This window comes from Sulfitobacter sp. R18_1 (genome assembly GCF_017743915.1).
In the GTDB taxonomy this organism is placed as follows: Bacteria; Pseudomonadota; Alphaproteobacteria; order Rhodobacterales; family Rhodobacteraceae; genus Sulfitobacter; species Sulfitobacter faviae.
The window spans coordinates 244,690-261,612 of record NZ_JAGHRG010000006.1 but is presented as its reverse complement, the minus strand read 5'-3'; the positions used below and the strand labels follow the sequence as shown (position 1 = coordinate 261,612).

The following is a 16,923-nucleotide window of genomic DNA, read 5'->3' as shown; positions in this document are numbered from 1 at the left end:
GGCTCACGCTCCGCTCATTGGGCGCTGCTTGATGAACATTGCGCGGCCCAACCCCTTCACGAAGGCAGTGCGCAGTTCAGCCGTGGCAATCGACTTGACGTGCTTGCATTGGCAGGGCTGTAGAGCCACGCGAAGTGCCTGCACCTCGTCTATCGGGATGGTGACGATGATGTTGTCACCGTCACGTCGAGCGGTTGTTTTCACAGGGCACCCCCGATCTTGCGCAGGGCATTGGTAATGGCCGGAGGTGTGCAACCGATGATGCGGGCCGCCTCCTTGCGACTGATGCCGCTACCCAAAAGGGGGACGATCTTTTCCGCGACCCCTTTGGGGCGGGTCGCCTCGGCCTCTTGAGAACCCCAGAAACGGCGCGCGGCGTCGTTCTCGCGCGCAGCGACTTGAGCAGGTGTCATAGCAATGCCCCTTGTTCTGGCGCCTCTTGGGGCGCGGATTTAATGAGAAACCAGCGTTTGAACCGCTTGCCGTTCTGCTTCACCCAGTCGTCACCGATGGTATGACCGGCTTCTTTCAGATCGAGGATGCGGCGCGGGAGGTGCATCACGCCGAAGTTCTCGACGGCCTCCCAGAAGGTGATCGATCGACCGGCCTGCAAGTGGGCGAGGATCTTGGCGTTCTGCGTCTCAATCATATCTCGACCCCCAGTTCGCGGAGGGACTTGTTCCGATAGAAGGACGCGGCCCGGACATACCCGGGCTGGCTGAACTCAGGCTCTTGAGGCAGGCACTTCCAGCCGCGGCGCTTCATGATCGCGGACACCGCGCGCGCTGAAAGGCCGATCTCTTCGCCGATGTCCTTATGAGTGCAGTCCCAGTTGACAGACTGAGCAGCCCGCCAGACCAAGAAGTCATTGGCCCGGGCGCTCATGCTGCACCTCCTTGCGCAGAGCGCTGGAATCGAGTGTAGTCGATCCCATGAAAAAACTTGCGATCATTCTCGCGCTTCTGGGCGCTCCGGCTGCGGCTGATAATTACCTTTCCGTTACTGCGGAGAAGCTCCACGAGTTCTGCACACCAATCAAAGATGGTGGCTGTGAACCAAACGGCGATGATGTCTGGGAGGTTTGCGAGGTTGCGACGATCCTTCAGGTCGCCTCCTGCGGCAATTACATCCTTGGCGTGATCGACGGAATGGATCAACAAGCAATGATTGATGGGAAGAGCAGCAGTGACATCTGCGTCAGACCCAGTAATGAGATCAAACGAACCGACCTGAATGATGTGGTCTTGAGGTACCTTAATGAACAAAACGAGGGGCGAAACCTCTCTGCGTCCATATCTGTTTGGCAGGCTCTCAGCAAAGCCTTCCCCTGCTGAAAGAACGGTGCGCAGCGCACATTCTTTGACATCATAAGGCCGATAGATGGATGTTTTTAAACTCATTTTGACGCCACCGCCTTGCAATCACGGGACACCCTGCCAATATTATTAGCAGTGGACTTCCAGTTGAACAAAGAGCGGGGACAATCAATGCCAGCCTTACGAGACATCTTTTCGATGTCGTCATACCAACTAGCTGGAAACATGCCCGTAGTGCGGGCATGTCTGATCATATGGAAAGACACACCGAGCCGCGCCATAATGGCTTCTGGCGTCAGGGCATCGATAATCTGATGGACAGGTTTCTTGCTCATAGCTCGTACAATGCTAAACTATTTAGCAATCGTCAAGCTAACAGTTCAGATTTGCGCCAAGTATCTTGGCATATCATTATGCAAGGTATGAGCAAAGATGATGAAACGCCCCGCCCCTACTCCGATATTGCCGAGCGCCTAAAATGGCATCGGACACTCCTAGACATGAATCAGGATGAGTATGCTAGGTCGATTGGGGCGAAGCGGTCTGCGTTATCACTATGGGAGGCTGGAACTCACCGCATGTCCTTAAATGCTGCGCTGGATTTGCGCAGCAAATACGGCCTCTCGCTCGACTTCATGTATGAAGGCATTGATGATGCGTTGCCGATGACCTTGCGCAATGCTTGGCGCGACAGGCCCTGAGTTAGCGCCTCTAAGAAATCTATTGTAAAACCTGTAGCAGCTGCGCCCTCGCGCAGTTGTTCGATTCTGTCCATAATGTTCCCCTTTTGGTCCAATATTCTAAACTAGGCAAATATATGCAGCCCGGTCAATGCTAATCCGATAAGTTAATATTTTTAGCTTTTCCGTATTGCGTTGCTAAGTTTTTTAACATACCTTCTTTCTGTAGCCAATCCCGGCACAGGAGGAAGAAATGATCTTGGCACACATCACTCCCGAAGGCTTGAAGCGCGGCCTTACGCCCGCTCGCCTTAACCGTCTGATCGAGGACATCGAGCGCGATGCGTTTGACGTTTTCGACCTGGACCCCATCGACTTCACCATCATCAAGGATGGCAACTCTGGTGGTTGCCCACCGGCGCAGCAGGTGGCGTCATGAGCAAGTTGATGGAATACCGTACGATCAAAGCGGCTGAGCGTTCATCGAAGCAATATATCGCACTGATCGGCAAAACGACAACAAACTCCACGGTTGCTCAGCGCAACGGAGAACATGCAACGGCGGGATCGCTGCACAAATTTGCAGTGCAAACGCAAATCCACTTCCAGCCCTATGACGGGGCGACAAACTACCACGACTGCAAGGCATTTGACGCGGCCCTGACACGCGCAGCGCGTGAACGCTTCACTGAGTTGCGCGACCGCGCCTTTGAAATCCTGCGCGAAGATGCCGCCAAGTTGGCCGAAGAAGCCAAGGCTGAGTTGCAGAAGGAAATGGACGATATTTCTGAGCAGGTGGCGTCATGACCCTGTTCACCGCCTTCCACCCATCTACCGGGTTCACCCCCGTAGGTGATTGCATCTGCGAAGAATGCGGCAAGAACGATCTCCTGCCTGAGCAGATGTCCGACAACCACCGCTTTGGTTATCCGATCTGCGCCGAATGCGCGGAAATGATCCTGAGCGGCTACGTCCACTGCAATGAATGCCGCGGCAAGCCTGCTGGCATCCGGCGCTATGACGCTGTTCGCGGCGAAAGCTACACCGACTGGTGCGTTCGCTGTGATGGCCGCCGTAAGGTGTTCGTCGGTGTCCTGCCCCATCTGCGCGAAGAAGCGAGGGCAGCCCAATGATCCCGCTCCGCAAAGACGACATCATCACGCTGTCCCAGCCGTCCCGCGAGGTTCGCGCGCAGGACCGCAAACCGGTGCGCTACAAGCCCCTGCCCGTCCAGATGTTCATTGCTGGCCTCATGCTTTCCGTCGCTGCGCTGATTGGTGGTCACATCGTCAGCAAGGGCGTGGCGAACTTGGCGCACTTCAATGCAACGGAAATGCCGTTCACCATCCGGGGGGCATACTGATGTCCGCTATCACCCCGATCACGCAACGCGCGATCCACACCTACACCTGCACCGACCTGACGAAGCCAGCTTTGGCGATCATCGACGGTTGTCCTTGGTTGTTTTACGACCCCTCGCCCCTTCGAGCGAAAAAGAAGGCTGACGAGTGGCGCCGGGACATGGTGCGCCAAGACAAGCTCATTCCAGCCAAGACAAAGGCTGAGTGGCTTGGAGAGGCGCAGGCATGATGCGCCAGCCTTCCACCTTCTCCGAGCTTTACCGCTGGCACAACGCGGCCATGGCCGGAAAGAACCCGCCTGTGCATGATGGCGAGCCCCAGTGCGGCTATTTTAAGCGCCGCATGATTAAGGGCGGCCCGTGGGTGCCAGTGCGTATCTTCGTTGAGCGCGAGATTGACCCGGAAACGGGCGAGCTTGCCTCGGACGAGGTGCTTTGCATCGAGGTGGAAGGCATTCGCAAAGACGACCCTGCCGATCAGTGGACGTATCTAAAGCCCATCAGCCGCGCCGAGTTCAACCACCTCACCGACTATCGCCTGCGCGACACCCGGATGATGGACCCATATCGGCCAATCGACCTTTCCGAACAACCAACACCACCCCAAGGAGTATTTTAATGCTGGACAAGACAATGGACGCCGTGACCGAAGATGCAACAGAAGTTGTAGGGGCGGAGAAAGTCACTGAGCAAGAACCTGTCTATGTAGTGTTCGACACCGAGACGACCGGACTGTTCATCTTCCGCGACAAGGAAACCGGCAAACCCGTGCCGGCCGATGATCCGCGCCAACCCCGCATGGCCTCTTTCGCTGCAATCCTCGCTGATGCGGAAGGCAACGAGATTAGCCGCGAGAAGCACTTCATCAAGCCCGATGGCTGGACCATCGACGGCACCTATGCCGCTGAGGTCAATGGCCTGACTGATGAGTTCCTGAACAAGAACGGTATCTCAGTAGCAGAGGTTCTGGACCTCTGGGAAAGCTATGTTGAGCGCGGACTGATCGCAGCGGCCTTCAACGCTCAATTCGACATGAAGATGATGCGAGCCGAGCTACGCCGCGCTGGCCGTGACGATATGTTCGAGAAAACCCGCAACACCTGCCTGATGCGGGGTCTCGCCCCCTACAAGGACGAGGGCCTCTGCATCGTGCGCGGCTACGTCAAGCTGTCCGAAGCATGTGAATACTTTGGCATCGTCAATGCTGACGCACATGACGCGATGGCCGATGCCGAGGCTGCGTTGGGCATCCTCAAGAAACTGATCGAGACGGGCCGGGTGATTGAACCCAAGGTCCATTACGCGAAGGAAACAGCAAATGCTTGATGAAGTAAACGAACGCGCCGTGATCGGCGGTAATCGCCCACCCGCCTACGATCTTGAAGTCCTGACCGCGCACAAAAATACGGCGCATGAGTTCCTCAAGGTCACTAAGCAGTGGCTCGACATGGACTTGATTAAAACCCCTGAACACGCGGAGCAGGTCACAGACCAGATCGACGGACTGCGCAAGCTGTGGAACAAGATCGATAAGGCACGGAAGGCAGAGAAGAAGCCCCACGATGATGCTGCGCAAGAGGTTCAGGACGCCTTCAATCCACTTCTGACCAAGGTCAAGACTGCGGGTGACAAACTCAAGCCCAAGCTGGCCGCTTATGCCAGCGAGCAGGCGAAGATCGAAGCGAAGAAGAAGGCCGATGCCGAAGAAAAAGCCCGCAAGGCCGCAGAGGAAGCCGAAGCCGCCCGCAAGGCCGCCGAGGAGTCGAACGACATCGATGCACAGGTTGAGGCCGAGGAACAAGCTAAGGCCGCTGCTGCGGCACAAAAGGCAGCAGCCAAGAAGACCACCACCAACGTGAAGTCTGCCAGCGGCGCGGGCCGCACGATGTCGCTGCGCAAGATCAAAGAGGTGGAGATCACCAACGCCAACGTCCTGTTCATGGCGATCCGCGAAGAACCGGAGGTTCAGGAAGCCTTGGCGAAAGCGGCAACCCGCATTGTCCGCGCGTCTGGCTACGACAAAGGCAAACCTCTGCCCGGCATCAAGGTGAATGAACGTGAGGTGATGGCTTAATGCCCCGCCCGCTCAAATATCTCGAAGGCGACCGGATCACCGACCCGCTGGACGCGATCAAGGAGATTTTGGCGGGCCGGTACATCATCGACGGCGGAAAACGCCAACACCCGTCTTGGATGGGTGCTCAGCAGCTTCACCAGATCAACGCAGCAACGAAGCGCGGGCATCTGCGCTTTGCCATCCCAAACCCCGAACACCCTGACAACAAGGAACCACAGAAATGAACCTGCCAGTAAAAACCACATCATCCCTTTTGATGGACCCGGAATCCTTCAACCACATGCAGCGCGTCGGCAGCATGTTGGCCCTGTCGCCTTTGTTCCCCGAACACCTGCGCAAAGGGTCCAAGGACATCGCTATCGCCAATGGCGTCTTGGTGATGAACATGGCCGCGCGGCTGAATGAAGATCCTCTGACAGTTGCCCAGAACATCTACTTTGTCTCCGGCAAGCCGGGTTGGTCCTCGTCTTACATGATCGGCAAGGCCAACCAGCACGGTGTTTTCAAGAACCCGATTAGCTGGGAGATCAAAGGCAAGGGAGAAAGCCTCTCTGTCACTGCGTTTGGCGAACTGTCTTCAACCGGCAAGCGCGTCGAAGTAACCTGCGACATGGCGATGGCGAAGGCCGAAGGCTGGACGAAGAACAGCAAGTATCAGTCTATGCCGGAGCAGATGTTGCGCTACCGCTCTGCCACGTTCCTGATCCGCCTCTACTGCCCCGAAGTGATGGTTGGCGTCCCGGCGCAGGTTGAGATTGAACTTGGAATGAAGGACGTGACGCCGGACGACTATGCCGACTACCGAGCGGCCAACCAGAAGCCCGCCCAGCCGGAACCGGAGGATGTTGAACTGGTACCGGATGAAGAACCGGCTGGCGAGCAGGAACCGGCTCCTAAAGAAGAAACCAAGCCAGAACCGAAGCAGGAAGAAAAGAAGACTGCCGAGACAAAGGCCGAGGATAAGCCCGCGGAGAAGCAGGACAGCAAGACCGCGAACGGACCAGACGCCGAGCAGTTCCGTGGCCTCTTTGATCGCATTGTCGCTGACATGCGCGATGGTTTCCCCGTCGATGAAGTGGTCGATGTTTACAAGGCCCAAATCGAGCAGATGGAGAAGTCCGCGCCCTCGCTGCACAAGGAACTGCTGGAAGAAATGGAAGCCTGCCGTAAGGCCGAGGCCGAAGGCGAACAGGGTTCTGAAAGCTAATGCGCGAGCAGGATCTCATTCGCGCGGTATGGACAGGGCAATCGTTCGTCCCTGACGGCCACTATGCGCTGGCGCAGGCCCGCGACCGGCTGGGCGATGGTCAGGTGGTGAATCTCGACCTCGACCCGGAGCGGTCAGCGAAAAGCCACAAGCACCAGTTTGCCTTCGTCCGTACCGCGTGGATGAACCTGCCCGAGCATCACCTCGGGACACCCTACGCAGTCTCTACGGAAGCCCTGCGTAAGTATGCGCTGATCCAAACGGGTTACTGCAACACAGAAATGATGGCGATGGGAACGACGGAGCGCGCCAACCGAGCCGCAGCCCTCCTATCGCGCGTCTCAACGAATATGCACGGCTTTGCCATCACCAACGTGATCGGCACCGTCGTCTACTGCCACACGCCCCACAGCCAAAGCATGAAGGCAATGGGCGGCGAGGCCTTCAAACGCAGCAAGCAGGACATGCTTGAATATCTGGCCGACATGATCGGCGTCACCGCCGACGAACTGGCGAAGATGGGGAAGAAGGGGGAGACATGAACTTCTTATTCGGAGCGGTAGTCGGTAGCGGCGCCATGCTGGGCCTCCTGATCTGGCTATTCCTGATCGGCCACAAGAGACGTGTGCGCCGCGCGCCTGCGAGCAATGAGCCGACACCCGGTCAGAAGCTCGAAAACGCGCGCCGCTACCTTCACCACATCGCCACGACAAGCTCAGTCGCGCAGGCCCAGAAGGTCGCGCGCAAAGCATTGAGGGAGACATCATGAGTAGAGAAGTTCCCGAGTGGGTCGGAAAGACCGACAACACCGCGCTTCCGCCCCGCGTTAAAATTCGCATCTTCGACCGCTGCGGCGGCAAGTGCGCTGAGTGCGAACGCAAGCTGGGTGTCGCCGGAGAAGACCCAGAGTTCGATCACATCGTCGCGCTGATTAACGGCGGCGAAAACCGCGAAACGAACTTCCAGTGCCTATGCCGCGGCTGCCACCGCGCGAAGACCAATATCGACGTTGCCACCAAGTCTAAAGATCGCCGCGTCAAGGCAAAGCACCTCGGAATCGAGAAGAAGAAGCAACGCCTTCCGGGATCGAAGGGCACCAAGTGGAAGCGCAAGGTCGACGGCACCGTAGTGCCAAGGAATTGAGTTCCCCATCACGGGGATAACGCGGCCACGGCGACCCAGTGGCATACGACAACCGCGCATACACGCGGGCATTTTGTGAAGTCGGACCCCCAGACCGCCCCGCCGTTCGCGCCACCTCCACATGAGGGAGCGGCGGGGCAAACCGACACAGGGAGGGAATATGACCGCTAAATACATCGAAGACCGCGAGCTGATCGCGATGGCCCGGGAGATCGGGTGCAATGACGAAATGGTGCAGCGCCTCGCTGACCGCATCGAAGCCCTGCGCGGCGGCATGGCTGCGATTAAAATGAACCCTTCGCTGGCCTCCTGCCAGCTTATCGCATCACAATCCCTGAAAGGAAGCGTAGCGTGAAATCCGATCTCCATGACATCGATGTGATTTTCCAACATGCCACGGATCGTGCCGTATGCGTCCGCGCCGACGAGGATAGCGAAGACCAGTGGACCCCGCTTGCTTTGTGCGAGGTAGAAGGCAACCGGGCGCGCGGGGGCGTGGTCACGCTGACCGCACCACAGCGCATCCTTGAGGAAAGGGGGCTGGTGTGAGCATTGATGAACTTGCTGAGGCCGCAAAGCTGGTGAGCGACCACATCAACGAAGTGGCCGACGTTGCGGAGGATGCCGCCCGGTTTCGCGAGGTTCGCGCGACGATATACGTCAACGCCATTCACGGACTCGGATGCACCGAGGAAGAGGCAACCGCCTACGCTGACGGCACATCGGAAAAGACTTTTGTGCAGGCGTTGATTGAGCGCTTTGAAGGGGTGAATGCCACGGACCAAGCCGAGCGCATCGCTGATTTGGAGGGGGAGCGAGACCGCTGGAAAGACAACTGCCAGAGTGCCACAGGGACCATCGGCGTAATCCGCGCTATGATTGGTGAAATGTTTGGCGCCACCGCCAGCATTGAAAGCCAAGATGCAACACTGCTGCGAGGTCCAGAGCCTAAGCATGATGGAGAAGCAATCCTTGAAGCGTTGCAGCGGGTTCAGTCTGCTCTTGAGACTAACCGCAATGCACTGCTGACCCCGACACCGCAGGAGGCGGCGAAGGTGCTGTTGACCGAATGGATCGACCACGGGGAAGGGGTGCAAGGTGAACTTTCACGCTATGAGCGCGGGGGCGATGGCTGCATGTATCCTAGCATCGACGGAACTTGGGTTGACTTCAAAGCCGTGGAATCCGCTCTACGCACTATCTCGGAGGACAGCCATGAGTAACGCACGGGAAAAACTAGCTGAATACCTGTATGAGCAAGGCATAAGTGAGGCCTACTTTGACGCAGTGCAGGACCAAAACAGGCCGATACTGGACGGGGAACGGGCTATCGCTGACGCCATTATCGCCGCACTGCCGGGGCTGGTGAAGCTGTTGGAGTGGGAAAAGTCTTGGGCTTGGGGTCTCGATTTGTGGACCTCCGAGGGTTTTGAAATCAGCCACTCAAAGGATCAAGGGTGGTGGGTAAAGGGTGGCGGGACTACAGCCTTTTCACCACAGAGCCTAGAAGCAGCCAAAGCCGCCGCACAGGCACATTACACAGCGCAGATCATGGCAGCGTTTGGGATCGACGCCGCCGCAATGAAGGAGGGGAAGGACGCATGAACGTCGAGATCCCCCGCCTTGCGGTCAAGGAAACCACAGCCGCGAAGATGCTGGACTTGCCTGCATCGGAGTTCCGGCGGTTGGTTGGTGCGGGTGCTCTGCCGCCCCCCTGCCGATTAGGCGGGCACGATCGATGGCGCGTAAGCGATATTGAAGCCATACTGAACGGCAGTGCCGCACAACCCGACGAGGACTTTGAGCTTTGAAGCCAGCCAAACCCCAGATCAAAAAGAAACGATTGGTCTGGAAGTGGGACCGGCACCGGGCGGCATGGATGCCGTACTACCGAGTGACACGCACTGTTGCTGGCAAGCAGACTGAGAAGACTTGGCTCATAGATTGGCAAGGCGATCCGCGTACCCTCGATACGATCTATTGGGAACTTCACACTGGGCGCGACCTGCGCCAGAAGACGCCGGCCAAGCAAACATGGCGAGAGTGCATAGAGGCATGGCGCGCAGACATATCAGTTCAACAAGACCTCGCCGCGTCGACCAAGACGAGTTATCGCCGGGACATGGACCGTATTCTTGAAAAGAACGGCGACAAGGCGATGGCGCGAACCACCCGCCCCGGCCTAAAGGCCGCGCTGGCAAAGATGGCCGATCAGCCGCGCAAAGCCAGCAAGTATGCTCAGACCATCTCCATCCTTTGGAACTATGCGCTCAGTGAGCTCGACTGGCCCTTGGGCGCAAACCCGGCAAAGAAACTGGCATCATACAAGCCTAAGACCCCCTATGAGCCGTGGCCTGCGTGGATGGTGGCGAAACTCGATACAGCGCCAGACAATGTACAGACCGCTGCACATCTGATCCTTGGAACCGGCCAACGTCCGAATGCCGCGATCTGCATGACGCACGATCAGTTCAAAGGCGAAACGATGTTCGTCCTGGACGAAAAGGGCGGAGAACTGTTTGAAACCTTCTGCCCTAAGCGGCTCCGCGAATTTGTCTCAGGCCTGCCCCGCCGAGGGGAATATCTGCTGGCGAAGAACCTGCGCGAGCCCGTTGGATACAGCGCCATTGAAAAGGCGTTCAGAGCTTGGAGGGAAACGCTCGGGCCCAATGCCAAACCGTTCACACTTCACGGCTTGCGCAAACTGGCAATCATCGAATTGGCCGAAGCCGGAGCGAGTGACGCCGAGATCCAAGCGGTGACAAACCAGAGCGCTGAAATGGTTGTCTACTATCGCAAGCGAGCGAACCGGTTGAAGCTATCGAAAGCCGCTCAGGAACGCCGTGAATAACCCCGGAGGATTCGGAACGAACAGGGGGTGAACGAACCCAGAAACTGTGAGTGGACACTGTGAGTGGATGGGGGCGAACTTTACGGAAAATGGCGTAAGCCATTGGTACCCAAGGCCGGACTCGAACCGGCACGCCTCGCGGCGGGGGATTTTGAATCCCCTGCGTCTACCATTCCGCCACTTGGGCACGTAGGGCGATGTAGCCTGCAAAAGCGGCAGGAGCAAGTGGATTTTCACCCGCGCTGCGCGCCCAGTTGCTTGACCTTGGCCGCGCGACATGGTGAGGCATTCAAAACAGCCGGAGCCCCCGATAATGATCCGCCGCCTTTATGACTGGACCCTGGGCCTGGCCCAACACCGCCATGCCCTCTGGGCGCTTGCCGTTGTCGCTTTTGTCGAAAGCTCCTTCTTTCCGATCCCCCCTGACATCCTGATGATCCCGATGATCATCGCGCGGCCAAATCGCGCTTGGCTGATCGCCGGGGTGGCGCTGCTCGCCTCGGTCTTGGGCGGGCTTTTGGGTTATGCCATCGGCGCGCTGGCCTTTGAGAACCTCGGCCAGCCGATCCTTGCAAGTCTGGGCAAAACCGATGCGATGGCGGAATTCTCGACCCGGTTCAATGACATGGGCTTTTGGGCGGTGCTGGTCGCCGGAGTCACCCCCTTCCCTTACAAGGTCATCACGATCATGTCGGGCTGGACGGGTATGCCGCTGGGCACCTTTATCATGACCTCGATCCTTGCCCGTGGGCTGCGGTTCTTTGTCGTGGCGGGGCTGCTGTGGCGCTTTGGCGCACCGATCCGAGATTTCATTGAACGGCGCTTGGGTTTGATGTTCACATTGGCCGTCGCCCTGCTGATTGGCGGCTTCATGGTGGTAAAGGTTCTATGACAGGTAAGACTTTGACTTCGCTGGCAACGCTCGGCTCAGCCGCGCTGTTGCTGGGTGCTTTCGGGTTTCAGCATCTGGGCGGCTACGCGCCTTGCCAGATGTGCCTTTGGCAGCGCTGGCCCCATGCGGCGGCGGTGCTGATCGGGGCAATCGTGCTGTTTGGCGGGCCGCGCGTGCTGGCATGGCTCGGCGCCTTGGCGGCGGCGGTGACCGCGTTGATTGGCGTCTTTCATGCCGGTGTGGAATGGGGCTGGTGGCCCGGGCCAAGTTCCTGCACCGGCGGCGGCATGGATTTGGGCAGCCTCGATGGCGGGTCGCTGCTGTCGACCGAAGGCCCGAGCGGCTTGGTGATGTGCGATGAGATCGTCTGGCAGTTTCTGGGCCTGTCGATGGCCGGGTGGAACGCGATTTTCACTTTCATCTTGGTCGGCCTTTGGGTCGCCGCCGCGCGGAAGGCGGCCTGAAAGACAAGAACCTGACAAACTGGACAGGCGACCTTACAATTTGTCAAAAACACCCCCGAAACGGACAGTTTGACAGCTTGTCGTTCGACAGATGCGCGGATTAACTGAGATCAAACATCTCAGGAGTCCCCCATGTCGAACCAACAGAACTGTATTTTGCTGGGCGTTCCGCTGGACAGCGGCAAACGCCGTCGCGGCTGCCTGATGGGGCCGGACGCCTACCGCACCGCGGGGCTGGAGCGCGCGCTGCGCGACCTTGGCCATAGCGTAACCGACCGCGGCAACGTGGCCCCTGCCCCCTACCACGCCAAGGAGCACGAGAAACTGCACGCGCTGGAAGAGACCATCGCCTGGACCGAGAGCCTCGCCGCCGCTTCCGATGCGGCGATGGACGACGGGCTGCCGATTTTCATGGGCGGCGACCACGCGCTGGCCCTTGGCACCGTGCTGGGCGCGATGCGCCATGCCGAAAAGGCAGGCCGCCCGCTCTTCGTGCTCTGGCTCGATGCGCATACGGATTTCCACACGCCCCAGACCAGCGACAGCGGCAACCTGCACGGCACGCCGTTGGGCTATGTCACCGGGCGCGAGGGGTTCGACGGCTTTCCAAAGATCGACAGCCCCCTGCCCCATGACAACATTGCCATGATCGGGCTTCGCTCCGTCGACGCCGCCGAACGTGCCGCCTTGCAGGAAACCACCGTTACTTACGTCGACATGCGCGAAATCGACGAGAGCGGCATCGCCAAGCCGCTGCAGCGCTTCCTCGACAAGGTCGCGGCGGCGGGCGGCATGCTGCATGTCTCGCTCGACGTCGATTTCCTCGACCCTTCCGTCGCGCCCGCCGTGGGCACCACCGTGCCGGGCGGCGCCACCGTGCGCGAGGGCCATCTGGTGATGGAGATGCTCTCGGACAGCGGTCTGATGACCTCGCTCGATCTGGTGGAGCTGAACCCCTTCCTCGATGAGCGGGGGCGCACCGCGCAGCTGATGGTGGACCTCACCGCCTCGGCCTTTGGCCGCCGCGTCTTTGACCGCCCCACACGCGCATATTGATTGGAGACCCCAAGATGACCAACCTCAAACCCTCCGACAAGGCGCTGGTGCCTTTTGTCTCCGTCGACCAGATGATGAAGCTGATCCACCATGTTGGCGTCGAAGAGATGCTGCGCGGGCTGGCCGAATATATCGAAGCCGATTTCAAACGCTGGGAGCTTTTCGACAAGACCCCGCGCGTGGCGAGCCACTCCGAGAAGGGCGTGATCGAGCTGATGCCGACCTCTGACGGCGATGTTTACGGTTTCAAATACGTCAACGGCCATCCCGACAACACCAAGACCGGCTTCCAGACCGTGACCGCCTTTGGCCTTTTGGCCAATGTGGCCAACGGCTACCCGGTGCTGCTGACCGAGATGACGATCCTCACCGCGCTGCGCACGGCGGCGACCTCGGCGGTGGTGGCGCGGCTGCTGGCGCCCAAGGGCAGCCGGGTCATGGCGATGATCGGCAACGGCGCGCAGTCCGAGTTCCAGAGCCTCGCCATGAAGGCGATCTGCGGCGTGGACGAGGTGCGCCTTTACGACATCGACCGCGCGGCAACCGCAAAATGCGCGCGCAATCTGGCGGGCTCGGGGCTAAAAGTCGTGGAATGCGACAGTGCCGAGGAGGCGATCATGGGCGCGCAGATCATCACGACCTGCACCGCGGACAAGCAATATGCCACGATCTTGACCGACAATATGGTCGGCTCCGGCGTGCACATCAACGCGATCGGCGGCGATTGCCCGGGCAAGACGGAACTGGCGCCCGCCATCCTGCACCGCTCGGGCATCTTCGTGGAATACCCCGAGCAGACCCGCATCGAGGGCGAGATCCAGCAGCTTGAGCCCGACCATCCGGTGACCGAGATCTGGCAGGTGCTGACAGGCCAAGCCGAGGGCCGCCGCGACGCGCAACAGATCACGCTGTTTGATTCCGTGGGCTTCGCGATCGAGGATTTCTCGGCCCTGCGCTATGTGCGCGACCAGATCGCCGAGACCGGGCTGTTCCAACCGCTCGACCTTCTGGCCGACCCGGATGATCCGCGCGACCTGTTTGGCATGTTGCAACGCGCGGGCTGAGCGTTTGGGGCCGCCGTCTCTAAGCGGCGGCCTCTACCCTTTCGTCACGTCATGGGCGTAGAGCCAATCGAAGGCCCGCAGCATGGCACCGGGGGCCAGCGTTGAGGCGATGCGCAGCCCGGTATGGGCCGCAAGGCGGATCGGACCTGAGCGCAGGTGATAGCGGGTGGCGTTGCCTTCGGAGGTTTTCACGATGCGCCGTGCTCGGTCGATACGCGCGGCCTGATAGGCGGTGAGCGCCGCGTCGCGCGGATGGCGGCTTAGGCAATCGGCCAAAACCCATGCATCCTCCAACGCCATATTCGCGCCCTGCGCCAGAAAGGGCAGTGTCGGATGGGCCGCGTCGCCCAAAAGCGCGGCGCCCTCTGCCTGCCAATTGGCCGCGACGGGGTGGTGGTGCAGCCCCCAGAGGGTGACCTTCTCCACTGCCTCCAACATCTGCGCGGCCTCCGCCCTGAAACCGGCAAAGGCGCGGCGCAGGTTGGCGGGATCGTCGCGATGATGCCAGCCCTCGGCGGCCCAATCGTCACGCTCTTCCACGGCCACGAGGTTGACCATGCGCGCCTCGCGTAGCGGGTAGCTGACCAGATGCTTCCCCGGCCCCATGGTGACCCGCGCCTCGGGCGGATGATCGACCACGTTGGGAATGAGCGCCCGCCACGCGACCTGCCCTGAGAAACGGGCCTGATCCGCCCCGTTCAACTGCACCCGCCCGACCGAATGGATGCCATCGGCAGCCACCACCAGCTCTGCCCGCCGCCGCCCGCCGCGGGCCATCTGCACCTGCGGCAGCGCACCGGGATGGATGGAGGCGACCTGCGCATCGGTCTCGAAGCTAACATTGGCGCGCTGTGCGGCCTCGCGCAGAAGGTCGATCAGATCGGCACGGTGGAGAAAGTAATAACGCTGGTCCTCCGGCAGGCGGGTCAGGTCCAGCCGCGCCACTTGGCCGCCCTTGGCATAGTCGCAAAGCCGTACCGCCTGCCCGCGCACCGCACCGCGTGCCGCCAACCCACGCTCAAGCCCCAACCCGCGCAGGACGGCGAGGCCATTGGGGCTGATCTGAAGCCCGGCACCGATCTCGGAAAAGCGCGCGGCCTGCTCCAACAGGGTCACGGCCACGCCACGCCGCGCCAGCGCTGTGGCCAGCGCCAGCCCGCCGATCCCGCCGCCCACGACAATCGCATTGGAAGGTTTCATTCGCGCCCCAACCACAAACGCCGAAGCATTTGCCCCGGCGTGTGGTGTTTCAGGTGATGTCAGTCGTCGCGGTGGACTTTTTCGCGCCGCTCGTGACGCTCTTGCGCCTCAAGGGTCATAGTGGCGATGGGCCGCGCGTCCAGCCGTTTGAGCGAGATCGGATCGCCGGTGACCATGCAGTAACCGAACTCTCCCTCGTCGATCCGCCGCAGCGCCGCGTCGATCTTGCCGACCAGTTTACGCGCCCGATCCCGGGTCCGCAGTTCCAAAGCGCGGTCGGTCTCTTCCGAGGCGCGGTCGGTCACGTCCGGGATGTTCCGGGTGCCGTCTTGTAGTGTCTCGATCGTGTCGCGGCTGCCTGCCAACAGTTCCGCTTTCCAGTTGATCAGCTTGCGACGAAAGTACTCAAGCTGACGGTCATTCATGAATGGCTCGTCCTCGGCCGGACTGTAATCGTCCGGCAGGAAAACTTCCTGCTTCATTTGTTTTTCCCCGGCGGTTTTCAACTCAGACATTAAAAAGGCCTGTCTCCCGACATCTTCCCTGCCGCAGCGTCTATCTGAGCGGGTTACAATTGTCACTACACAATCCCTTTGATTTTTGGTTAAAGGCCAAGGATCAAGCGCCCGTCACACGAGGTTGAAAACAAGATGAAATTTCAAGGCACCAAAGACTACGTCGCCACCGATGACCTGAAAATCGCCGTGAATGCGGCGGTTACCTTGGAGCGTCCGCTTCTGGTGAAAGGTGAGCCCGGCACCGGCAAAACCGAATTGGCGCGGCAGGTCAGCGACGCCTTGGGTCTGCGCATGATCGAATGGAACATCAAATCGACCACACGCGCGCAACAGGGGCTTTACGAATACGACGCCGTGAACCGCCTGCGCGACAGCCAATTGGGCGATGAGCGCGTGCATGACGTCAAGAACTACATCCGCAAGGGCAAGCTTTGGCAGGCCTTTGATGCCGATGAAAAGGTCGTGCTGCTGATCGATGAGATCGACAAAGCCGATATCGAATTCCCCAACGATCTGTTGCAGGAATTGGATAAGATGGAGTTCTTTGTCTATGAGACGGGCGAGACGATCCGCGCGCGTCAGCGCCCCATCGTGATCATCACCTCCAACAATGAAAAAGAACTGCCCGATGCTTTCCTGCGTCGCTGTTTCTTTCACTACATCCGTTTCCCTGAAATGGAGACCCTGAAGCAGATCGTCGAAGTGCACCATCCGGGCGTCAAACAGCAACTGCTGACCACGGCGCTGACGCAGTTCTACGAAATCCGTGAGCAACAGGGGCTAAAGAAAAAGCCCTCGACCTCCGAGGTGCTGGACTGGCTGAAACTGCTGCTGGCCGAGGATATGGACGCCGAGGATCTGGCCAAGGATGGCCCCAACGCCCTGCCCAAACTGCATGGCGCGCTGCTGAAAAACGAGCAGGATGTGCATCTGTTCGAGCGGCTGGCCTTTATGGCGCGCCGCCAGCGGTAGAGCGGCAACACAAATGCGACTTTACGTCAAAAGCGGGTATTTTCCTCGCTTTTGATTTTTCGCCTGCCTAGGCTGAGGTCAATCACGGGCACCAAGACCCGGGTTTAAACGACCGATGGGGCA

The 16,923-nt window shown here is 59.5% G+C and carries 32 protein-coding genes and 1 tRNA gene; 25 read left to right on the top strand and 8 right to left on the bottom strand.

Annotated elements, in window-relative coordinates:
• Nucleotides 1-3 precede the first annotated feature (3 nt).
• The 5 genes from J7392_RS13955 to J7392_RS13935 are packed head-to-tail and all read right to left on the bottom strand — an operon-like array spanning nucleotide 4 to nucleotide 1,400.
• Entirely contained in the window at nucleotides 4-204 is a 201-nt protein-coding gene (locus J7392_RS13955; protein ID WP_209218139.1) for a hypothetical protein, read from the bottom strand.
• Nucleotides 201-413 (bottom strand): hypothetical protein, encoded by a 213-nt coding sequence (locus tag J7392_RS13950; protein WP_209218138.1) that lies wholly within the window; start codon nucleotides 411-413, stop codon nucleotides 201-203. Before J7392_RS13950 ends, J7392_RS13955 begins: the two co-directional genes overlap by 4 nt.
• Nucleotides 410-649, bottom strand: a complete 240-nt coding sequence (locus J7392_RS13945; protein ID WP_209218137.1) for a helix-turn-helix domain-containing protein — start codon at nucleotides 647-649, stop codon at nucleotides 410-412. Before J7392_RS13945 ends, J7392_RS13950 begins: the two co-directional genes overlap by 4 nt.
• Nucleotides 646-885: a hypothetical protein gene (locus J7392_RS13940; protein WP_209218136.1), complete on the bottom strand. Its 240-nt coding sequence runs from the start codon at nucleotides 883-885 to the stop codon at nucleotides 646-648. Before J7392_RS13940 ends, J7392_RS13945 begins: the two co-directional genes overlap by 4 nt.
• Nucleotides 882-1,400 (bottom strand): hypothetical protein, encoded by a 519-nt coding sequence (locus J7392_RS13935; protein ID WP_209218135.1) that lies wholly within the window; start codon nucleotides 1,398-1,400, stop codon nucleotides 882-884. The genes J7392_RS13940 and J7392_RS13935 overlap by 4 nt, the downstream gene beginning before the upstream one ends.
• Nucleotides 1,401-1,558: 158 nt before the next feature.
• On the opposite strand from J7392_RS13935, the gene J7392_RS13930 reads away from it, so the two are divergent.
• The 20 genes from J7392_RS13930 (at nucleotide 1,559) to J7392_RS13835 (ending at nucleotide 10,634) form a co-directional block, all read left to right on the top strand.
• Entirely contained in the window at nucleotides 1,559-2,017 is a 459-nt protein-coding gene (locus J7392_RS13930) for a helix-turn-helix transcriptional regulator (protein ID WP_209218134.1), read from the top strand.
• 232 nt (nucleotides 2,018-2,249) lie between these two features.
• A complete protein-coding gene (locus tag J7392_RS13925) occupies nucleotides 2,250-2,435 on the top strand; it encodes a hypothetical protein (protein ID WP_209218133.1) in 186 nt (61 codons plus the stop codon).
• Nucleotides 2,432-2,803: a hypothetical protein gene (locus tag J7392_RS13920; protein WP_209218132.1), complete on the top strand. Its 372-nt coding sequence runs from the start codon at nucleotides 2,432-2,434 to the stop codon at nucleotides 2,801-2,803. Before J7392_RS13925 ends, J7392_RS13920 begins: the two co-directional genes overlap by 4 nt.
• Nucleotides 2,800-3,129, top strand: a complete 330-nt coding sequence (locus J7392_RS13915) for a hypothetical protein (RefSeq protein ID WP_209218131.1) — start codon at nucleotides 2,800-2,802, stop codon at nucleotides 3,127-3,129. The genes J7392_RS13920 and J7392_RS13915 overlap by 4 nt, the downstream gene beginning before the upstream one ends.
• Nucleotides 3,126-3,359, top strand: a complete 234-nt coding sequence (locus J7392_RS13910) for a hypothetical protein (RefSeq protein ID WP_209218130.1) — start codon at nucleotides 3,126-3,128, stop codon at nucleotides 3,357-3,359. Before J7392_RS13915 ends, J7392_RS13910 begins: the two co-directional genes overlap by 4 nt.
• A complete protein-coding gene (locus tag J7392_RS13905; RefSeq protein WP_209218129.1) occupies nucleotides 3,359-3,586 on the top strand; it encodes a hypothetical protein in 228 nt (75 codons plus the stop codon). Before J7392_RS13910 ends, J7392_RS13905 begins: the two co-directional genes overlap by 1 nt.
• The gene (locus J7392_RS13900) at nucleotides 3,583-3,975 is read left to right on the top strand and encodes a hypothetical protein (protein WP_209218128.1); all 393 of its coding nucleotides are present in this window, start codon (nucleotides 3,583-3,585) and stop codon (nucleotides 3,973-3,975) included. Before J7392_RS13905 ends, J7392_RS13900 begins: the two co-directional genes overlap by 4 nt.
• Nucleotides 3,975-4,682 carry a 3'-5' exonuclease gene (locus J7392_RS13895; protein WP_209218127.1) on the top strand — a complete coding sequence of 236 codons (708 nt, stop codon included), beginning with the start codon at nucleotides 3,975-3,977 and terminating at the stop codon, nucleotides 4,680-4,682. The genes J7392_RS13900 and J7392_RS13895 overlap by 1 nt, the downstream gene beginning before the upstream one ends.
• Nucleotides 4,675-5,430, top strand: a complete 756-nt coding sequence (locus J7392_RS13890) for a hypothetical protein (protein ID WP_209218126.1) — start codon at nucleotides 4,675-4,677, stop codon at nucleotides 5,428-5,430. Before J7392_RS13895 ends, J7392_RS13890 begins: the two co-directional genes overlap by 8 nt.
• Nucleotides 5,430-5,657 (top strand): hypothetical protein, encoded by a 228-nt coding sequence (locus tag J7392_RS13885; protein WP_209218125.1) that lies wholly within the window; start codon nucleotides 5,430-5,432, stop codon nucleotides 5,655-5,657. Before J7392_RS13890 ends, J7392_RS13885 begins: the two co-directional genes overlap by 1 nt.
• Nucleotides 5,654-6,640 (top strand): hypothetical protein, encoded by a 987-nt coding sequence (locus J7392_RS13880; RefSeq protein ID WP_209218124.1) that lies wholly within the window; start codon nucleotides 5,654-5,656, stop codon nucleotides 6,638-6,640. Before J7392_RS13885 ends, J7392_RS13880 begins: the two co-directional genes overlap by 4 nt.
• Nucleotides 6,640-7,182, top strand: a complete 543-nt coding sequence (locus J7392_RS13875; protein WP_209218123.1) for a hypothetical protein — start codon at nucleotides 6,640-6,642, stop codon at nucleotides 7,180-7,182. The genes J7392_RS13880 and J7392_RS13875 overlap by 1 nt, the downstream gene beginning before the upstream one ends.
• Nucleotides 7,179-7,409, top strand: coding sequence for a hypothetical protein (locus J7392_RS13870; protein ID WP_209218122.1), 231 nt, complete (start codon nucleotides 7,179-7,181; stop codon nucleotides 7,407-7,409). The genes J7392_RS13875 and J7392_RS13870 overlap by 4 nt, the downstream gene beginning before the upstream one ends.
• Nucleotides 7,406-7,783 (top strand): HNH endonuclease signature motif containing protein, encoded by a 378-nt coding sequence (locus J7392_RS13865; protein WP_209218120.1) that lies wholly within the window; start codon nucleotides 7,406-7,408, stop codon nucleotides 7,781-7,783. The genes J7392_RS13870 and J7392_RS13865 overlap by 4 nt, the downstream gene beginning before the upstream one ends.
• 160 nt (nucleotides 7,784-7,943) lie before the next feature.
• On the top strand, nucleotides 7,944-8,138 hold the full coding sequence (locus J7392_RS13860) for a hypothetical protein (RefSeq protein WP_209218118.1): 195 nt from the start codon (nucleotides 7,944-7,946) through the stop codon (nucleotides 8,136-8,138).
• Complete coding sequence (locus J7392_RS13855; RefSeq protein ID WP_209218116.1) at nucleotides 8,135-8,332, top strand: hypothetical protein; 198 nt, start codon at nucleotides 8,135-8,137, stop codon at nucleotides 8,330-8,332. The genes J7392_RS13860 and J7392_RS13855 overlap by 4 nt, the downstream gene beginning before the upstream one ends.
• The gene (locus tag J7392_RS13850; protein ID WP_209218114.1) at nucleotides 8,329-9,006 is read left to right on the top strand and encodes a hypothetical protein; all 678 of its coding nucleotides are present in this window, start codon (nucleotides 8,329-8,331) and stop codon (nucleotides 9,004-9,006) included. The genes J7392_RS13855 and J7392_RS13850 overlap by 4 nt, the downstream gene beginning before the upstream one ends.
• The gene (locus J7392_RS13845) at nucleotides 8,999-9,388 is read left to right on the top strand and encodes a hypothetical protein (RefSeq protein WP_209218112.1); all 390 of its coding nucleotides are present in this window, start codon (nucleotides 8,999-9,001) and stop codon (nucleotides 9,386-9,388) included. The genes J7392_RS13850 and J7392_RS13845 overlap by 8 nt, the downstream gene beginning before the upstream one ends.
• Nucleotides 9,385-9,594, top strand: a complete 210-nt coding sequence (locus tag J7392_RS13840; protein WP_209218110.1) for a helix-turn-helix domain-containing protein — start codon at nucleotides 9,385-9,387, stop codon at nucleotides 9,592-9,594. Before J7392_RS13845 ends, J7392_RS13840 begins: the two co-directional genes overlap by 4 nt.
• Nucleotides 9,591-10,634: a tyrosine-type recombinase/integrase gene (locus J7392_RS13835; protein WP_209218108.1), complete on the top strand. Its 1,044-nt coding sequence runs from the start codon at nucleotides 9,591-9,593 to the stop codon at nucleotides 10,632-10,634. The genes J7392_RS13840 and J7392_RS13835 overlap by 4 nt, the downstream gene beginning before the upstream one ends.
• A gap of 103 nt (nucleotides 10,635-10,737) precedes the next feature.
• Here J7392_RS13835 and J7392_RS13830 read toward each other — a convergent pair.
• Nucleotides 10,738-10,821, bottom strand: a tRNA-Leu gene (locus J7392_RS13830).
• A gap of 126 nt (nucleotides 10,822-10,947) precedes the next feature.
• Between J7392_RS13830 and J7392_RS13825 the strand changes: the two genes are divergently transcribed.
• The 4 genes from J7392_RS13825 (at nucleotide 10,948) to J7392_RS13810 (ending at nucleotide 14,110) form a co-directional block, all read left to right on the top strand.
• Nucleotides 10,948-11,526, top strand: a complete 579-nt coding sequence (locus tag J7392_RS13825) for a YqaA family protein (protein WP_209218107.1) — start codon at nucleotides 10,948-10,950, stop codon at nucleotides 11,524-11,526.
• Nucleotides 11,523-11,990 carry a disulfide bond formation protein B gene (locus tag J7392_RS13820; protein ID WP_209218106.1) on the top strand — a complete coding sequence of 156 codons (468 nt, stop codon included), beginning with the start codon at nucleotides 11,523-11,525 and terminating at the stop codon, nucleotides 11,988-11,990. Before J7392_RS13825 ends, J7392_RS13820 begins: the two co-directional genes overlap by 4 nt.
• A gap of 132 nt (nucleotides 11,991-12,122) precedes the next feature.
• Entirely contained in the window at nucleotides 12,123-13,046 is a 924-nt protein-coding gene (rocF, locus tag J7392_RS13815) for an arginase (RefSeq protein WP_209218105.1), read from the top strand.
• A 14-nt stretch (nucleotides 13,047-13,060) separates the two neighbouring features.
• Nucleotides 13,061-14,110, top strand: coding sequence for an ornithine cyclodeaminase (locus J7392_RS13810; protein WP_209218104.1), 1,050 nt, complete (start codon nucleotides 13,061-13,063; stop codon nucleotides 14,108-14,110).
• A gap of 33 nt (nucleotides 14,111-14,143) precedes the next feature.
• On the opposite strand, the gene J7392_RS13805 is transcribed toward J7392_RS13810, so the two are convergent.
• Nucleotides 14,144-15,310, bottom strand: coding sequence for an FAD-dependent monooxygenase (locus tag J7392_RS13805; protein WP_209218103.1), 1,167 nt, complete (start codon nucleotides 15,308-15,310; stop codon nucleotides 14,144-14,146).
• 59 nt (nucleotides 15,311-15,369) lie between these two features.
• Nucleotides 15,370-15,792 (bottom strand): RNA polymerase-binding protein DksA, encoded by a 423-nt coding sequence (gene dksA / locus J7392_RS13800; protein WP_209218102.1) that lies wholly within the window; start codon nucleotides 15,790-15,792, stop codon nucleotides 15,370-15,372.
• Nucleotides 15,793-15,960: 168 nt separating this feature from the next.
• Here dksA and J7392_RS13795 point away from each other — a divergent pair, with 168 nt between their 5' ends.
• On the top strand, nucleotides 15,961-16,800 hold the full coding sequence (locus J7392_RS13795; protein ID WP_209218101.1) for a MoxR family ATPase: 840 nt from the start codon (nucleotides 15,961-15,963) through the stop codon (nucleotides 16,798-16,800).
• Nucleotides 16,801-16,923 lie beyond the last annotated feature (123 nt).

What these genes read in the sequence shown, in the direction of transcription:
- J7392_RS13940 (WP_209218136.1), bottom strand. Translation starts at nt 885, where the DNA reads ATGAGCGCCCGGGCCAATGACTTCTTGGTCTGGCGGGCTGCTCAGTCT.
- J7392_RS13810 (WP_209218104.1), top strand. Translation starts at nt 13,061, where the DNA reads ATGACCAACCTCAAACCCTCCGACAAGGCGCTGGTGCCTTTTGTCTCC.
- J7392_RS13795 (WP_209218101.1), top strand. Translation starts at nt 15,961, where the DNA reads ATGAAATTTCAAGGCACCAAAGACTACGTCGCCACCGATGACCTGAAA.
- J7392_RS13870 (WP_209218122.1), top strand. Translation starts at nt 7,179, where the DNA reads ATGAACTTCTTATTCGGAGCGGTAGTCGGTAGCGGCGCCATGCTGGGC.
- J7392_RS13945 (WP_209218137.1), bottom strand. Translation starts at nt 649, where the DNA reads ATGATTGAGACGCAGAACGCCAAGATCCTCGCCCACTTGCAGGCCGGT.
- J7392_RS13845 (WP_209218112.1), top strand. Translation starts at nt 8,999, where the DNA reads ATGAGTAACGCACGGGAAAAACTAGCTGAATACCTGTATGAGCAAGGC.
- J7392_RS13880 (WP_209218124.1), top strand. Translation starts at nt 5,654, where the DNA reads ATGAACCTGCCAGTAAAAACCACATCATCCCTTTTGATGGACCCGGAA.
- J7392_RS13915 (WP_209218131.1), top strand. Translation starts at nt 2,800, where the DNA reads ATGACCCTGTTCACCGCCTTCCACCCATCTACCGGGTTCACCCCCGTA.
- J7392_RS13885 (WP_209218125.1), top strand. Translation starts at nt 5,430, where the DNA reads ATGCCCCGCCCGCTCAAATATCTCGAAGGCGACCGGATCACCGACCCG.
- J7392_RS13900 (WP_209218128.1), top strand. Translation starts at nt 3,583, where the DNA reads ATGATGCGCCAGCCTTCCACCTTCTCCGAGCTTTACCGCTGGCACAAC.
- J7392_RS13805 (WP_209218103.1), bottom strand. Translation starts at nt 15,310, where the DNA reads ATGAAACCTTCCAATGCGATTGTCGTGGGCGGCGGGATCGGCGGGCTG.
- J7392_RS13920 (WP_209218132.1), top strand. Translation starts at nt 2,432, where the DNA reads ATGAGCAAGTTGATGGAATACCGTACGATCAAAGCGGCTGAGCGTTCA.
- dksA (WP_209218102.1), bottom strand. Translation starts at nt 15,792, where the DNA reads ATGAAGCAGGAAGTTTTCCTGCCGGACGATTACAGTCCGGCCGAGGAC.
- J7392_RS13865 (WP_209218120.1), top strand. Translation starts at nt 7,406, where the DNA reads ATGAGTAGAGAAGTTCCCGAGTGGGTCGGAAAGACCGACAACACCGCG.
- J7392_RS13930 (WP_209218134.1), top strand. Translation starts at nt 1,559, where the DNA reads ATGTCTGATCATATGGAAAGACACACCGAGCCGCGCCATAATGGCTTC.
- J7392_RS13860 (WP_209218118.1), top strand. Translation starts at nt 7,944, where the DNA reads ATGACCGCTAAATACATCGAAGACCGCGAGCTGATCGCGATGGCCCGG.
- J7392_RS13825 (WP_209218107.1), top strand. Translation starts at nt 10,948, where the DNA reads ATGATCCGCCGCCTTTATGACTGGACCCTGGGCCTGGCCCAACACCGC.
- J7392_RS13820 (WP_209218106.1), top strand. Translation starts at nt 11,523, where the DNA reads ATGACAGGTAAGACTTTGACTTCGCTGGCAACGCTCGGCTCAGCCGCG.
- J7392_RS13890 (WP_209218126.1), top strand. Translation starts at nt 4,675, where the DNA reads ATGCTTGATGAAGTAAACGAACGCGCCGTGATCGGCGGTAATCGCCCA.
- J7392_RS13895 (WP_209218127.1), top strand. Translation starts at nt 3,975, where the DNA reads ATGCTGGACAAGACAATGGACGCCGTGACCGAAGATGCAACAGAAGTT.
- J7392_RS13925 (WP_209218133.1), top strand. Translation starts at nt 2,250, where the DNA reads ATGATCTTGGCACACATCACTCCCGAAGGCTTGAAGCGCGGCCTTACG.
- J7392_RS13840 (WP_209218110.1), top strand. Translation starts at nt 9,385, where the DNA reads ATGAACGTCGAGATCCCCCGCCTTGCGGTCAAGGAAACCACAGCCGCG.
- J7392_RS13875 (WP_209218123.1), top strand. Translation starts at nt 6,640, where the DNA reads ATGCGCGAGCAGGATCTCATTCGCGCGGTATGGACAGGGCAATCGTTC.
- J7392_RS13935 (WP_209218135.1), bottom strand. Translation starts at nt 1,400, where the DNA reads ATGAGTTTAAAAACATCCATCTATCGGCCTTATGATGTCAAAGAATGT.
- J7392_RS13910 (WP_209218130.1), top strand. Translation starts at nt 3,126, where the DNA reads ATGATCCCGCTCCGCAAAGACGACATCATCACGCTGTCCCAGCCGTCC.
- J7392_RS13950 (WP_209218138.1), bottom strand. Translation starts at nt 413, where the DNA reads ATGACACCTGCTCAAGTCGCTGCGCGCGAGAACGACGCCGCGCGCCGT.
- rocF (WP_209218105.1), top strand. Translation starts at nt 12,123, where the DNA reads ATGTCGAACCAACAGAACTGTATTTTGCTGGGCGTTCCGCTGGACAGC.
- J7392_RS13905 (WP_209218129.1), top strand. Translation starts at nt 3,359, where the DNA reads ATGTCCGCTATCACCCCGATCACGCAACGCGCGATCCACACCTACACC.